Origin of the sequence: Chryseobacterium aahli (genome assembly GCF_022699665.1) — a bacterium.
GTDB lineage: Bacteria > Bacteroidota > Bacteroidia > Flavobacteriales > Weeksellaceae > Chryseobacterium > Chryseobacterium aahli.
This window is the reverse complement of the sequence record NZ_JALDNB010000004.1, coordinates 196465-210103: the sequence shown is the minus strand read 5'-3', so window position 1 is coordinate 210103 and position 13639 is coordinate 196465. Positions and strand designations below refer to the sequence as shown.

Genomic DNA, 13639 nt, shown 5'->3' with positions numbered 1-13639 from the left:
TTCGTCAATTGTTTGCTTAAAGCTACAAAAAAATATAAAATGTCAATCGGAATTTATTTTTGTAAAGAATTCAGTGTAACAGAAATAAAAATCTGCTTGATCAGCTCAATCTGCGAGATGAAAATAAAATGTTTCAGTTTTAAAACAAAAAATCTGTAAAATTCATGGGAAATTAAACTCAAGTCTTCTTCTGCGACTGACACAATTTGATAAACTGCGCCTCAACCTCCTGAAACTTTTCAGGCATTTCAGCAGAAACCCAAAACAGCATCGCCGTAGTTTTTTCGCCGAAATATTCTTTAAACAAATCTTTATTCAGTCGATAGCATTCTCTCAAAAGCCTTTTGATACGGTTTCTATGAACTGCTTTTTTAAAATATCTCTTAGAAACGGAAACTCCCAATTTTACGTTATCTGTCACCAAATCCGGATGATTTTTCAGAATAATGATTCTCAGATTTCCACTGTTTTTCCATTTGCCTTTTTCGAAAAGCAAAGTGATTTCATCCTTTTTTTTGAGTTTTTCCGCTTTCGGATATTTAAAGTTCTGCATCCGTCTTTTTCACTAAATGATTGATGACTTCCGCAGCCGCATACAATCCGAAGATTGCAGGAATAAAACTGATGGTTCCATAGAAAGATCTTTTATAATTGCTTCCGTCGGTCATTTTCAGGCTGTCTTCATCCTGAATTTCGCTTGAGAAGACACATCGGATACCTTTATCTATTTTTTCCTTCTTCAGCCTTTTTCTTACCTGTTTTGCAAGATGGCATTCTGCAGTTTTGTGGATGTCTCTCACCAATACTTTAGAAGGATCAGATTTTCCACCGGCCCCCATAGAGCTTACAATTTTGATTTTTCTTCGCTTAGCTGCAATGATTAAGCTCACTTTTGGAGTGATGCTGTCGATACAGTCTAAAATATAATCGAATTTTCCTCCATCTAAAACTTCAGCCATCCTTTCCGGATTCAGAAACTCGTTGATCTTTGTCAATTCAAGTTGTGGGTTAATGTCCATCAATCTTTCTGCAACGACTTCCACTTTATGTTTTCCTACAGTTGAATGAAGTGCAGGAAGTTGTCTGTTAATGTTGGTAATATCTACAGTGTCGCCGTCTACGATAGTCATTTTTCCAATCCCGGCTCTTGCCAGAAACTCGGCAGCAAAAGATCCTACGCCACCTAAACCTACTACGAGAACAGTCGCATTATTCAATATATTAATGCCTTCTTCTTTGATCAGAAGCTCTGTTCTTTCCAGCCAAAACTTATCCATTTTTTATCGTATCTAAATTTTCTACAATCTGTTGTTGAAGTTGTTCTATCGAAATTTTCTTTATTTCTGAAACTTTTTGATATAATTCTTTGATGTCAAAATTATCATTATCAGTTTCTAAAAAGAGTTTATCTAAAGGAACAGTTTTCAAAGTATTCTGCAAAGATAGATGATACAAAACAGCTTTCCCAAAACTCAGATAAAAATTATTCTTCAGAAGATCATCTGCAACGCTCTGTTTTTTATTAAAACCATGAATGATCATCGCTTGTTCAGATTTTTTTCTGAACGAAATAACTTCGTAAAATTTCCGTACACAATGAATGATTAAAGGTTTTTTAATCTCATTGGCCAATTGAATCTGTCTTAAAAAAACTTCTTCCTGAATTTTCATATCCACAGAAACGATGCCATCCAAACCGCATTCTCCAATTGCAAAACAATTTTCATTAATGATAGATTTTAACCATTTGAATTGATTATCAGTGTTTTCTGGTTGGATGTCTTGTGGGTGAATTCCTGCGGAAAAATAAAAATTTGGCGGAGTTTTTTCAATATCCAAATTGTAAATTCCGGAGCTTAAATTTTTCTTGTGATGATGAAAATCAAAAAAATCCATATTCAAAAATACAATAAATAAAAGGTGAGCAAAAATTATTAAACGTTCGTTTATTAATATGTTAAAAATTTCTTAACTTTACTAAAAACAACACATGGGGAAAAAATTCACAGACAAGCAGATTCATATCTTAGATATTGCCGAAGAGTTGATTGCAAGAAAGGGTTATGAAGGAACTTCGGTACGAGATATTTCTTCGAAAGCTAATATCAATGTGGCGATGATTTCATATTATTTTGGTTCAAAAGAAAAGATGATGTCTTATCTTTATCAATACCGTGTGTTGAAAACGAGAGAGAATTTTTCTGAATTTGCCGACACCATCAAAGATGGAAAACCGGAAATGCAGCTGAAAGAAATGATCAAGTACATCGTTGCACAGCTTTTTAAATACAATTATTTCCACGGTTTTGTGACTCAGGAATTGCGCCATACTGAAAACCTGAAAGACGAACTTCTCGATTTTTATCAGTTATTTGTCAAAAAATTAGATGATGTTATCAAAAAAGGAGTGACTTCGGGAGTTTTTACGTTTACTCCAAAACCTGAAGATATCTTGACAACCATTATTGGGTCTACACTTTTTGTGATTCGAAATAAAAACTTCTATGAACTTTATGTTCCTCATAAAGATGATGAAACTTACACCAAAGAAGCTGAAAAAAAAGTAAGAATGAATCTTTTGATGAATGTTTTTGCCGTTTTGGGATACGCAGCCGACTAATTTTGCGTTAAATAATCATAAAAAAAAATCTTTTAGCAAAAAAGTTATATTTTTGCAAATTAATAGGTCGGTAAAACCGAAAACTGTTGAATTTTATATGAAGAAATATATTTTAGGTATTTTTGCCATAGCTGTCATTTCGGCGTGCACAAGTCAGCAAGATAAAGCGATGAAAAGTGCGGATAAAACTTTTATCCTAAAAGCTGCTAATGAAAATTTCGCTAAAAAAAAGTGGAAAAATGCTTTAGCACTTTACGACAGACTTCCTAATCTTGTTGCAGGTACAGATGATGCTCCGAATGTGGTTTTCAATTCTGCGTATGCAAATTATTACGATAAAAACTACAAATTGGCAGGTCACCAATTTAAAAACTTTGCAGTAAGTTTTCCTCAGGATAACAGAAAAGAAGAAGCATCTTATATGTCTGCTTTATGTTACTATAACGGCTCTATGGATTATAACTTGGACCAGACTAGTACAGAATTGGCAATCAATGAGCTTCAGGATTTCCTGACCAATTATCCAAACTCAGAAAGATCAAAAAACATCAATACTTTGATTGATGAGTTATCTTACAAATTAGAGTTTAAAGCCTACGAAAATGCTAAACAGTATTTCAAAATGGCTGATTATAAAGCTACAAGTGCTGCTTTCGAAAATGTTTTAGAAGATTTCCCAAGTACAAAACTTCGTCCGAAAATCTATGATTACATGATGAAATCTCGTTATTTCTTAGCGATTGGGTCAGCTTATGATTTGAAAGACGAGCGTATAGAAAGTGCTTTGGCATTCACAAAACAAGTAGAAAAAGAGCTTCCGGATACAGAATATTCTAAAACAGCAGTGGATTTTAGACAAAAACTGGAAAAAGAGAAAAAAGATTTTGTAGTTGTAAAGAAACTGAATGACGAGAGAATCGCAGTATTCACAGCAAAACAAAAAAAGATCGCTGATAAATTGGCTCAAGACACAAAAACTGAACAACAAATCAAGGATCAAGTGTCAAACGAGAAAAAAGCAATGCAAATTCAGAGAGACAGCGCAGCGTTACAAACACCTCCGCCGGCAGCTACTTTCAGAATCCAAAGATAATTCGTAAATTTGCCATCTTATAATTAAATAATTTTCTGAAAATGAGCGTAAAAGATACAAAAGCAGAAGTAAATACTATTACTTACGATAAAGATAAGATTGAAGAAAAAGTAGGTTCAATCTATGAAGCTATTGTTATCATGGGGAAGAGAGCTGAGCAGATCAATGCAGAAATCCGTACTGAATTACACAATAAATTAGACGAGTTTGCAGTTCACAATTCTACATTGGAAGAAGTTTTCGAAAACAGAGAGCAGATTGAAATCTCTAAACATTACGAAAAACTTCCAAAACCAACTTCTATCGCTATCCAGGAATGGTTAGACGGTGAAGTATACTTTAGAAAGACTGAAGAGAGAAACTAATCACTCCGGTGATTTTTTATAAATGAAGGTCATAAAGAAATTATTTTCTTTATGACCTTTGCTGTTGCTACAAGTTTCCATTCTTAGAAAAAAGAAGTATTTTAGTGCTTTAAAAATAATCTACATGAATATTTCCAGGAAAAAGATTCTCATTGCCGTTTCTGGTGGAATTGCTGCCTACAAAATTCATTTTCTCATCAGAGATTTTGTGAAAAAAGGGGCAGAAGTTCAGGTCATTATGTCTCCTGACGCAGAGCATTTTGTAACGAAGTTGAGTCTTTCTACTTTATCTAAAAATCCTGTTTATACAGATTTTTACGGCGACAACGGAACGTGGAACAGTCATGTAGAGATGGCACTTTGGGCAGACGTAATTATCATGGCACCTTGCACGGCTAATACTTTAGCCAAAATGGCTCATGGCATTTGCGATAATTTAATGATTGCAACTTATATGTCGGCCAAATGTCCGGTTTTCATCGCTCCTGCAATGGATTTGGATATGTATCAACATCCGTCTACTAAACAAAATTTAGAATTGGCAGAAGATTACGGCCACATTGTAATTCCTGCAGAAAGTGGAGAATTGGCAAGCGGTTTAATCGGTCAGGGAAGAATGGCAGAGCCGGAAACCGTTTCAAAAGCGGTAGAAGATTTTTTTAGTTTAAATGAAAAGAAATCTTTACAAAATAAAACAGTTTTAATTACAGCAGGACCTACGTATGAAGCCATTGATCCTGTAAGATTCATAGGAAATCATTCTTCAGGAAAAATGGGATTTTCTTTAGCTGAAGAGGCTGCAAAACGCGGTGCGAAAGTGATCTTGATCTCGGGCCCAAGTTCTCTCAATTCAAAACATGAAAATATTCAGCTTCACAGAGTGACTTCTGCAAGGCAAATGCTTGATAAAGTATTTGAATTTTATGATGGAATTGATATCGGAATTGCCAGCGCAGCCGTTGCAGATTACGCTCCGAAGGAAGTTGCTTCAGAAAAAATTAAAAAAAACGAAGACACTTTTACCATTGAATTAATTAAAAATCCTGATATTCTAAAAACTATGGGCGAGAAAAAGTCTCATCAGTTTTTAGTTGGATTTGCCCTTGAAACTCAAAACGAAGAAGAAAACGCAAAAGGAAAATTGGCGAAGAAAAATCTGGATATGATCGTTCTCAATTCGCTTCGTGATGAAGGTGCAGGTTTTAAAAATGACACCAATAAAATAAAGATATTCACCAAAACAGATAAAATAGAATTTGACCTAAAATCAAAAGAAAATGTGGCAAAAGATATTCTCGATACCATTGAAGCTCAGATTCTAAAATAATTTTTATAAATTTCCGTTCTCAACATTTAGATCATAATGAAATCGCCATGATGGGTTTTGATTATCAAACACCGAATAATAGGCGATAACATATGATCTTTAAAAACAATTAAAGCTACATATGAAAAAATATATAACACTTTTATTTTTACTTCTTTTTTTCAATTTTAGTTTCTCTCAGGAGCTTTTGGCAACGGTTCAGGTGAATGCTCAGCAATTGGGAGGTAGTAACCAGCAGGCTTTTAAAGCTTTGGAAAAAAGTCTTAGAGATTTTGTCAACAATACAAGCTGGACAGGGAAAAAGCTTCAGAATTTCGAAAAAATCAAATCTAATTTTGCTATTGTTCTTAGTGAAAGAGACGGTAACAAATATAAAGGGAGTATTGTTATTCAGGCAGTTCGCCCGGTTTTCAGTTCGTCTTACGAATCTCCACTGTTGAATCTTCAGGATACAAAATTTGCTTTTGATTATGTTGAAAACGAAAATTTAGTCTTTAACGAAAGACAGTTTTCAGGAAAAAACTTAATTGATGTTATCAGTTTTTACGTTTACTTGATTTTAGGTTATGATGCCGACAGCTTTCAGGCTTCGGGTGGAACGCAGTGGTTTACAAAAGCACAGCAGATTGCCCAAAATTCTCAAAACCGTGGATATGACGGTTGGGGACAAATCAATGATCCGAGAAGCCGCTCTATTTTGATCGGAGAGATTTTAAATCCGAACATGAGTCAACTTCGTCAGTCGATGTACACGTATCACAGAGCTGGTTTAGACGGGATGTTTAATCAGGATCAGACACAGTCTAAAAAGATTATTTTTGATGCATTAATGCAGTTGAAAACGTACGAAAACTCATTCCAGCAGAATTATTTCTTCAATACATTTATCAATACCAAAAATGATGAGATTTTCAATATTTTCAACTCAGGAAACAACGGTGGAATTGTATTGAATGACTTAAAACAGTTGATGATCATCTTTGCACCAAAATTTGCCGACACCAAATGGAATAAGTGGAGGTAAAGCATCTTATTCTTGAATTCTGAATTCTAAAATTTTATATTTGCAGTATAAAGAAATCTGCCACTCATCATGCTTTCGAGAATATACATTAAAAATTTTGCCCTTATTGATGCATTAGATGTGTCCTTAAAAAATGGTTTACAGGTGATTACCGGTGAAACCGGAGCCGGAAAATCTATTATTTTGGGTGCACTTCGACTGATCTTAGGTGAAAGAGCTGATGTAAAATCAATATCAAAAACTGACGAAAAAAGTATTGTCGAAACTGAATTTGACCTGAATAATCAGTTTAAAAAGTTCTTTATAGAAAACGATCTTGATTACGAACATCAAACCATTATCAGACGTGAAATTTTGCCTTCAGGAAAATCAAGAGCGTTCATCAATGATGTTCCAGTGACTTTGGATGTGCTAAAAGAACTGACTTCCCAATTGATCGATATTCACTCGCAATTTGAAACGTCTAATCTTTTTACGGCAGATTATCAGTTTAAAATTATCGACGGGCTTTCAGATAATAAAAAGATTATTGAAGAGTATCAGCAGGATTTTTTAGAATTTCAAAGCCTAAAAACACAGCTTAAAAAATTTCAAACACAGCTTTCAGAAAATACGAAAGAAAGCGACTACAAACAGTTTTTGCTGAATGAACTGGAAGATCTGAAATTGGATGATGTAGATTATAACGATTTGCAGAATCAGCTTTCTGTGCAGGAAAATGCAGGAATGATTTCTGAAAATATTGCTCAGATTCTCTCAAGATTCCACCAGGAAGAAATCGGGATTCTTTCTTTCTTTAATGAAGCTAAAAATAAACTGTCGAAAATTGCAGATGTTTCTCACTCTTTTTCTGAATTAGATGGAAGGTTGGAAGGTTCTTTTGTTGAATTAAAAGATATTCTTCAAGAATTGGAAGACGAAGCGGAAAAAATCGAGATCAATCCTGAAAATTTGGTCATCCTTTCTGAACTGAATAATAAAATCAACGCTTTATTTCTGAAACATAATGTTTCTGATCTTGACGAATTAAAAGAAATCAGAGATCAATTATCCGGCGAACAAAAAGGAACTGCAGAAATTGAAGCATATATTTCAGAAATTGAAATGAATATTGCTAAAAAAGAAAAATCCCTTCAGTCTTCAGCTGAAAAACTTTCAAAAAACAGAAAGAAAAGTGTTCCTGTTTTCATTAAAAAAGCAGAAGATTTATTAAAAAAATTAGGTCTTGAAAAAGCCAAAGTAGACATCGAATTGAGAGACGTTCCTGAATTCAATCAATTCGGGAAAGAGACTATTCAACTTTTGTTTCAGGCAAATTCAGGATTTCCACTAAAACCGATTCAGACTGCTATTTCCGGAGGTGAAAGATCACGTGTGATGTTGGCTGTAAAGAAAATCATTGCGGAAAGCGATATGCTTCCCACGCTTATTTTAGATGAAATCGACACCGGAGTTTCCGGAAAAGTAGCCGAAGAAATCGGAAATCTGATGCGTGAAATGTCTCAGGATATGCAATTGATTGTCATCTCCCACTTAGCGCAGGTTACGGCAAAAGGAAATGACAATTATAAAGTGGTAAAAGAAGATATCAACGGCAAAACGCAGTCGACAATTATCACTTTAAACGAAGAAGAAAAATTAAATGAGATTGCACAGTTGCTTTCCGGAAGTAAGATTACGGAGGCGGCTTTGGCGCAGGCAAAAGAGTTGATTGGTTAATTTATTTTCGAAAACGATTATTATGAGTATCTCATGCTGAGCCTGTCGAAGGATCTCATCTTATCTTATTTTTTTTTCTAGTTCTTCAATTCTCTTCTTTAGCAAAGCAATCTCAGTGTCTTTTTGTTGAATTTCTTTTTTCAGCATTTCCATCAATTCTTTTTGGCTTTCCAAAAGAAACTCAGGAATATTACAATAAAAATTTCCTGCAATACTTCCAAAAGAACTGCTGGTTACAGTGTTTTCGAAATAATTATTAATATTTGTTACTTCTTCAGATTCTTTTATTTCATCAACATTCGTTTCCAATAATTTTGAAATTCTTTCCCATTCTTCCTCAGAAATTTCAACCTCACCTTTCTCTTTGCGGCTGTATTGGGTTTGGCTGATATTCAGATATTCTGCAAGATCTTTCTGTGTAAAATCTTTTTCGTTTCTTCTTTTGATTAATTTTTCCTTTACCATAAAGCATTTTTTACAAATGTAGAAATTATTCGAATATAACCGAATATAGTCGAATAAAAAATATGAGTGAATTATTTGAAAATTGTTTTATTATTGCATCATTAAAATTACAAAAACAACAAAGATGAAAAAACTCAGTTCCCTGATGCTTTTGGCATTGGCATTATTTTTTACTTTAATGGGCTGTAGAGAAGAAGACCTTTACGTTCAGAAAAGTACCAGCACCCAACTTTCTACAACAGAAGATGTACACAAGCGATATACCTCTTCTTACATTTCCTCAAGAACATTACAGCAAGACCTCAAAAATGTTAAAGTAAAAAATTCTGTTGCAGATGCTTTAAGCAGGATGCCGAAAGCAAATGTGTCAAAATCACAGTTTGGGGACGCTTCCGTGTATGAATGTATTTATGACGCTGTAGAAAATATCAGTACCTACACGCTTCCTTTAGTCGAATACTCTGCAAAGAACCCTTATTTTCTGAAGCACATCATCACTGTAGAAAACGGAGTTGAGAAAAGTGGTTTCATGAAAATAATTCCCCTTATGGTACCGGCGACAAATACAGAGGTTTTAGACAGCTTTTCGGGTACTGTGCAGATTCTTGATGAAAACATGAAAGTTTTCAGTCAAAGTACGTATAGTAATGGTGTTTCTCAAACAGCGCAGACGGGCTCATCTTCTGTATCTTCTAAATTTGACTGTACAAATGTTTTGTACGTTATTGTGCATGGTTGTACCAGAGGAGATAATCATCCGCCGGGGGCTACGTGTGATAATGGAGAAGTAAGTGATGGTTACTATGAGCTTACCACTCAATTGATATGTGGAAATTGGGGACCAGAGGACAACACTATTGCTCCGAGTGAAGGAACGATTGGCGGTGGCGGTGGTGGTGGTGCAACGATTGCACATCAGCTGCTCAACCATTCATTATTTCAGCATGCAAGTCTTCTTTTAGACCCGAACAAAAGAGACTTACTAAACCTTGCGATGGCTTATATACAACCGATTGGTATGTTAACTGGGATTACTTTAGAAGATTCTCAGGTTATTGCCATCAACCAGAAGCTTGATGTTTTTATGAACAATCCTCAGCTTTTTGATAATTTTGATTTGCTGCAGAATGTTTGGAATACCACAAATTACTATTTTCCGGGAACAGCCAACTACTACGACCAAAGAATCGTAAAGCTGATGCAAAATCTTTTTGATAACCCTACGCAGCAAAATGCAGATTTAATTTTTGGAGCTACGCAATTTTATATGCAGAATCCAAATACTACTTTGGCGGAGTTTCAGCCAATGTTAACATTTGCACACAACTTTTTACAAGAAAATCCTAACACAATAAATCCTGAACAAATATTTCAAAGACTAAAAGATTTAGATAACGCGTTGACCCAAAATCCAAATTTTTTGATAAATATTCCTTGTTCACAACTACCAGATTGGCAAGAGTTAGCTAACCATCCTATACCGCAATCTGTTATAAATAAAATATTTCAACTTAATGGTAATACTAGTTGGTTTAGCAGCACCGTTATTCAAAATTTAGACTACTCTAAATCTTTTACGGTAAATATGGATGTGTACCCAGTTAAAATTACTAACATGCCTGAAAAATCACCAGGAGTGAAATATACTCATGCAGAATTTTTCGATTACTTTCGAAAAAACATAAATAATTTTACAGATATTAATCACGGCAACTTTTATCCAGTTGTTGAACCCCAATATGGAATTGATGACACTCAACTTTGGTATTCTAATAATCCAATTGGTTCTTTAATTACAATAAAAATTCCAGCTGATAATGGCACTGTTGTTTGTAGTGGTTTTAATTCTCAAGCGTGGATTTTCACAACGGTTAAATCGCCTTGGGATGGAGAGCATCCTGTAAGTGGGAATAGATTATTTGGTTATTTCGTTGATGCTGCAGGAAATATGGTTATATATACTAGAGGTGTAGATAGATTTACCACAAAAGTCTCTAATAATGCGTTACAATATACTGTTGAGAGTTTTGGGTATTCAGAAGCTAAAACAATGTGGCAAAATATGCAGCAAAAAGTTTCTACATTTGTGAATAATAAAAATGGAAACTCTTCAATTATTCCTGGTGTTGATTATACACCAAGTTATATATTTATAAAAGATTATCTAAAAGGAAATAAACCATTAACAGCATTAGGATGTCACTAAAGTTTTATACCATTTTTAACTTTTTGTTTTTTTTATTGATACTATTAATATTTTCGATATTAGCAAGTGTTTTAATTTGCATAGTACAATATAACTTCCAGTATTTGATTTTATATTTATTTCGCATGATAAGTCATGTTTTTGAAGCATATAACTTGTTTTGGATTAGCTGCTTTTTCATTATTTACGTGCTGATATCATATTATTTAAATAATTCTAGAAATATATTTTTTGTTGTTTTATTAGGGTCGGTACTAGGTATTATATTATATCAGTATGATTTAAGAGCAATCTTTATTTATAAAAGTCTACCATTAGATAATTTTTTTTACATATATTTTATATCATATGCAATTACATTAATTTGTGGATATAAATTATTGAAACAATTATGGAAAAACATTAATTATGAAAAATAGAATAATAATAACATTTATATTACTCATAGCATTGAGCATTCATGCTCAATCTTACACTTTTGATTATGATTTAAAAATTCGATGTGTTAATCCAAAAGGAAAACCAAAAATTTCTACAGGACAATATATTTTAAATTCTGATAATCCTAATTATAAGATGCATATAAGGCAAGATAAAACAGGTGTGTTGATTGATAAAATTGATAGTGAAAAGTACATTATGTATGATTTTCTACACTCTAAAATATCCAATAAAAATTTTTTTAACTTTTATCCGAGTAGGGAAATTAGTTATTCCGATAATAAATTAATAGATCATATAGATGTAGAGAAAATAGGAGAGAATAAATATTTTATAAAATGCTATCCCACAAAAAAAAGTAAACATACTAATTTAGAAATAATTGTTAATCTTAAGCCAATAGATAAAGACTTACTAAGATTTTATTATTTAGATTTGGGTGATAGTATTCGCCAAAAACTTATTGATAGCTTGAAAGAAAAATTAGAAGGGAATTATAATTATCTGATCGAAAGTTTTTCAACAAATTATAGAAATGGTTATAAAACTGAAAGCTATATAGATGGTATAGAAAAGATTAATCTTAAAATTATTACACCAAAATAATAAAACCGCAGAAATTTCTGCGGTTTTATTATTGATCTAATGTGCTTACCCTAAACTCTAAAGGATTATACCAAAAGCTCTCGACGTTTTATACAAATCGTCGAGAGCTTTTAAAAAAATGCAGGCGTGCTTTTTAAAATTGCACGCCAGCATTTTATTTTTGCTTGCTTAGCTTTTCAAATTTAAAATAGTTGTATCCAAATAATTGAAAGATTTTTTACAGTAAAATACCATTAAAACTCAGTTTTTGCATAAATTCTGTAACAAATTCTACATTATATTTACTAATGTAAAAAAGTAAACTATGTTTGTAAAGTTCCTGAAGTTAGAAATCAAAAGTTTTTTTCGTGGCACTTCCGTCGGAATTAATCTGGCAATGAAGATATTCCGGTTTTTAGGAATTTTATCGATGATTGCTTATTGCATCGGGGTGGGTTTTCTTGCTTTTTTCTATGTAGAGAAAGAAATGGAACAAGACCCTTTAAAGGTGGTTTCAAAATTCATGATTATCGTGTGGGTGGCTGATCTGATTTTTAAATATATGATGCAGCAGATGTCTACACAAAACATCAAACCGTTTCTCACCCTCAATATTTCCAAGAAAACGCTCGTCAATTATATGCTGATTAAGACTTTTCTCTCGCCGTTCAGCTGGATGAATTCTTTTTTCTTTGTGACATTTGCGGTGATCTGTATGTTCAACGGTTTTGGAGTTCTGGGAAGCTTAAGCTGGCTGATTGCACTTTCATTGCTGTTTTATCTTAATAATTTCATCAATATTCTTTTTAATAACAGAGAAAATATTGCTATTGCAGTAGGAGTTTTGTTTGCAATTATTGGCGGTTTGGCGTATTACAAAATTGTTCCGGTTTTAGATTATTCTGAAAAACTTTTTTATGCATTTTATGATCAGCCTTATTTTGCGGTACTTTCAATTGCCTTATTTGCCGGATTATGGTGGATATGTTTCAACCACGTAAAAAAAGAATTCTATCTTGATCAAGGCCTGGAAGATAAAAAAACAATAGGTAAGACAGAAAACATTGCTTTCCTCAATAAGTACGGAGCAATCGGAAGTTTCATCAACAACGATATCAAAATGATGAGACGCAATAAAGTCACCAAAGGAATCATCATCGGAAGTTTCATGTTTATATTTTATGGTTTGCTGATGTTTTCGTCAGACATCTACAAAACGCCTTACATGATGATGTTTATGGGATTGTTTGTGACCGGCGGTTTTCAGTTTTTGTTTGGGCAGAGAGTTCCATCTTTCGACAGTTCGTATTATCCGTTAATGATGACTTTGAATGTTCCATACAAAGAATATCTAAAGGCGAAATGGTGGCTGATGAATATTGTGACGGCAGTTTCCATCGTTGTTGCCTTGTTCTATGCGATTATCAGTTGGGAAACGTATTTTACTTTTTTCGCTGCAGGTTTGTATAATATTGGGGTCAATTCTCAGTTCACTTTGTGGTCAGGAGCATTTAATAAAACGCAGATTGACCTTAATTCCAAAGAAAAAGTAATGGGACAGAAGAATAGTTTTAACCTGAAAAGTTTATTACTATTGATACCAAAAATGCTTTTGCCGATGGCGGTTTTTGGTATATCTAAATATTTCTTCGGAATGACCGGCGGAATGATTTCTATTGCAATTCTTGGACTGATAGGATTTTTATTCAGAGAAAAAATATTTGATACGATTGTAAAACAATACAAAAGTGAGAAATACAGCACATTAGAAGCATTTAAATCTAAAAATTAATA

The 13639-nt window shown here is 33.4% G+C and carries 13 protein-coding genes; 9 read left to right on the top strand and 4 right to left on the bottom strand.

Annotated elements, in window-relative coordinates:
* Window positions 1-178: 178 nt before the first annotated feature.
* From rnpA to MQX03_RS09620, 3 genes are read right to left on the bottom strand one after another with little or no spacing between them, the layout of a single operon-like run.
* Window positions 179-553, bottom strand: a complete 375-nt coding sequence (gene rnpA, locus MQX03_RS09630; protein WP_242802746.1) for a ribonuclease P protein component — start codon at window positions 551-553, stop codon at window positions 179-181.
* Complete coding sequence (locus MQX03_RS09625; protein ID WP_242802745.1) at window positions 540-1277, bottom strand: tRNA threonylcarbamoyladenosine dehydratase; 738 nt, start codon at window positions 1275-1277, stop codon at window positions 540-542. Before MQX03_RS09625 ends, rnpA begins: the two co-directional genes overlap by 14 nt.
* Window positions 1270-1896, bottom strand: a complete 627-nt coding sequence (locus MQX03_RS09620; RefSeq protein WP_242802744.1) for a TatD family hydrolase — start codon at window positions 1894-1896, stop codon at window positions 1270-1272. Before MQX03_RS09620 ends, MQX03_RS09625 begins: the two co-directional genes overlap by 8 nt.
* A gap of 94 nt (window positions 1897-1990) precedes the next feature.
* Between MQX03_RS09620 and MQX03_RS09615 the strand changes: the two genes are divergently transcribed.
* The 6 genes from MQX03_RS09615 (at window position 1991) to MQX03_RS09590 (ending at window position 8148) form a co-directional block, all read left to right on the top strand.
* On the top strand, window positions 1991-2620 hold the full coding sequence (locus tag MQX03_RS09615) for a TetR/AcrR family transcriptional regulator (protein WP_242802743.1): 630 nt from the start codon (window positions 1991-1993) through the stop codon (window positions 2618-2620).
* A gap of 97 nt (window positions 2621-2717) precedes the next feature.
* Window positions 2718-3713, top strand: coding sequence for an outer membrane protein assembly factor BamD (locus MQX03_RS09610; protein WP_129535666.1), 996 nt, complete (start codon window positions 2718-2720; stop codon window positions 3711-3713).
* A 41-nt stretch (window positions 3714-3754) separates the two neighbouring features.
* A complete protein-coding gene (locus MQX03_RS09605) occupies window positions 3755-4078 on the top strand; it encodes a DNA-directed RNA polymerase subunit omega (RefSeq protein ID WP_129535667.1) in 324 nt (107 codons plus the stop codon).
* A gap of 124 nt (window positions 4079-4202) precedes the next feature.
* Window positions 4203-5405 (top strand): bifunctional phosphopantothenoylcysteine decarboxylase/phosphopantothenate--cysteine ligase CoaBC, encoded by a 1203-nt coding sequence (gene coaBC / locus MQX03_RS09600; RefSeq protein WP_242802742.1) that lies wholly within the window; start codon window positions 4203-4205, stop codon window positions 5403-5405.
* Between the two features lie 121 nt (window positions 5406-5526).
* Window positions 5527-6429 carry a type IX secretion system protein PorD gene (gene porD, locus MQX03_RS09595; RefSeq protein WP_242802741.1) on the top strand — a complete coding sequence of 301 codons (903 nt, stop codon included), beginning with the start codon at window positions 5527-5529 and terminating at the stop codon, window positions 6427-6429.
* Window positions 6430-6498: 69 nt separating this feature from the next.
* Entirely contained in the window at window positions 6499-8148 is a 1650-nt protein-coding gene (locus MQX03_RS09590; RefSeq protein WP_242802740.1) for a DNA repair protein RecN, read from the top strand.
* A 60-nt stretch (window positions 8149-8208) separates the two neighbouring features.
* On the opposite strand, the gene MQX03_RS09585 is transcribed toward MQX03_RS09590, so the two are convergent.
* The gene (locus MQX03_RS09585; protein ID WP_242802739.1) at window positions 8209-8613 is read right to left on the bottom strand and encodes a helix-turn-helix transcriptional regulator; all 405 of its coding nucleotides are present in this window, start codon (window positions 8611-8613) and stop codon (window positions 8209-8211) included.
* A gap of 124 nt (window positions 8614-8737) precedes the next feature.
* Here MQX03_RS09585 and MQX03_RS09580 point away from each other — a divergent pair, with 124 nt between their 5' ends.
* From MQX03_RS09580 to MQX03_RS09570, 3 genes are all read left to right on the top strand, one after another.
* A complete protein-coding gene (locus MQX03_RS09580; RefSeq protein ID WP_242802738.1) occupies window positions 8738-10819 on the top strand; it encodes a hypothetical protein in 2082 nt (693 codons plus the stop codon).
* Between the two features lie 408 nt (window positions 10820-11227).
* Window positions 11228-11866 (top strand): hypothetical protein, encoded by a 639-nt coding sequence (locus MQX03_RS09575; RefSeq protein WP_242802737.1) that lies wholly within the window; start codon window positions 11228-11230, stop codon window positions 11864-11866.
* Window positions 11867-12170: 304 nt separating this feature from the next.
* Complete coding sequence (locus MQX03_RS09570) at window positions 12171-13637, top strand: DUF5687 family protein (RefSeq protein WP_242802736.1); 1467 nt, start codon at window positions 12171-12173, stop codon at window positions 13635-13637.
* Window positions 13638-13639: the final 2 nt, after the last annotated feature.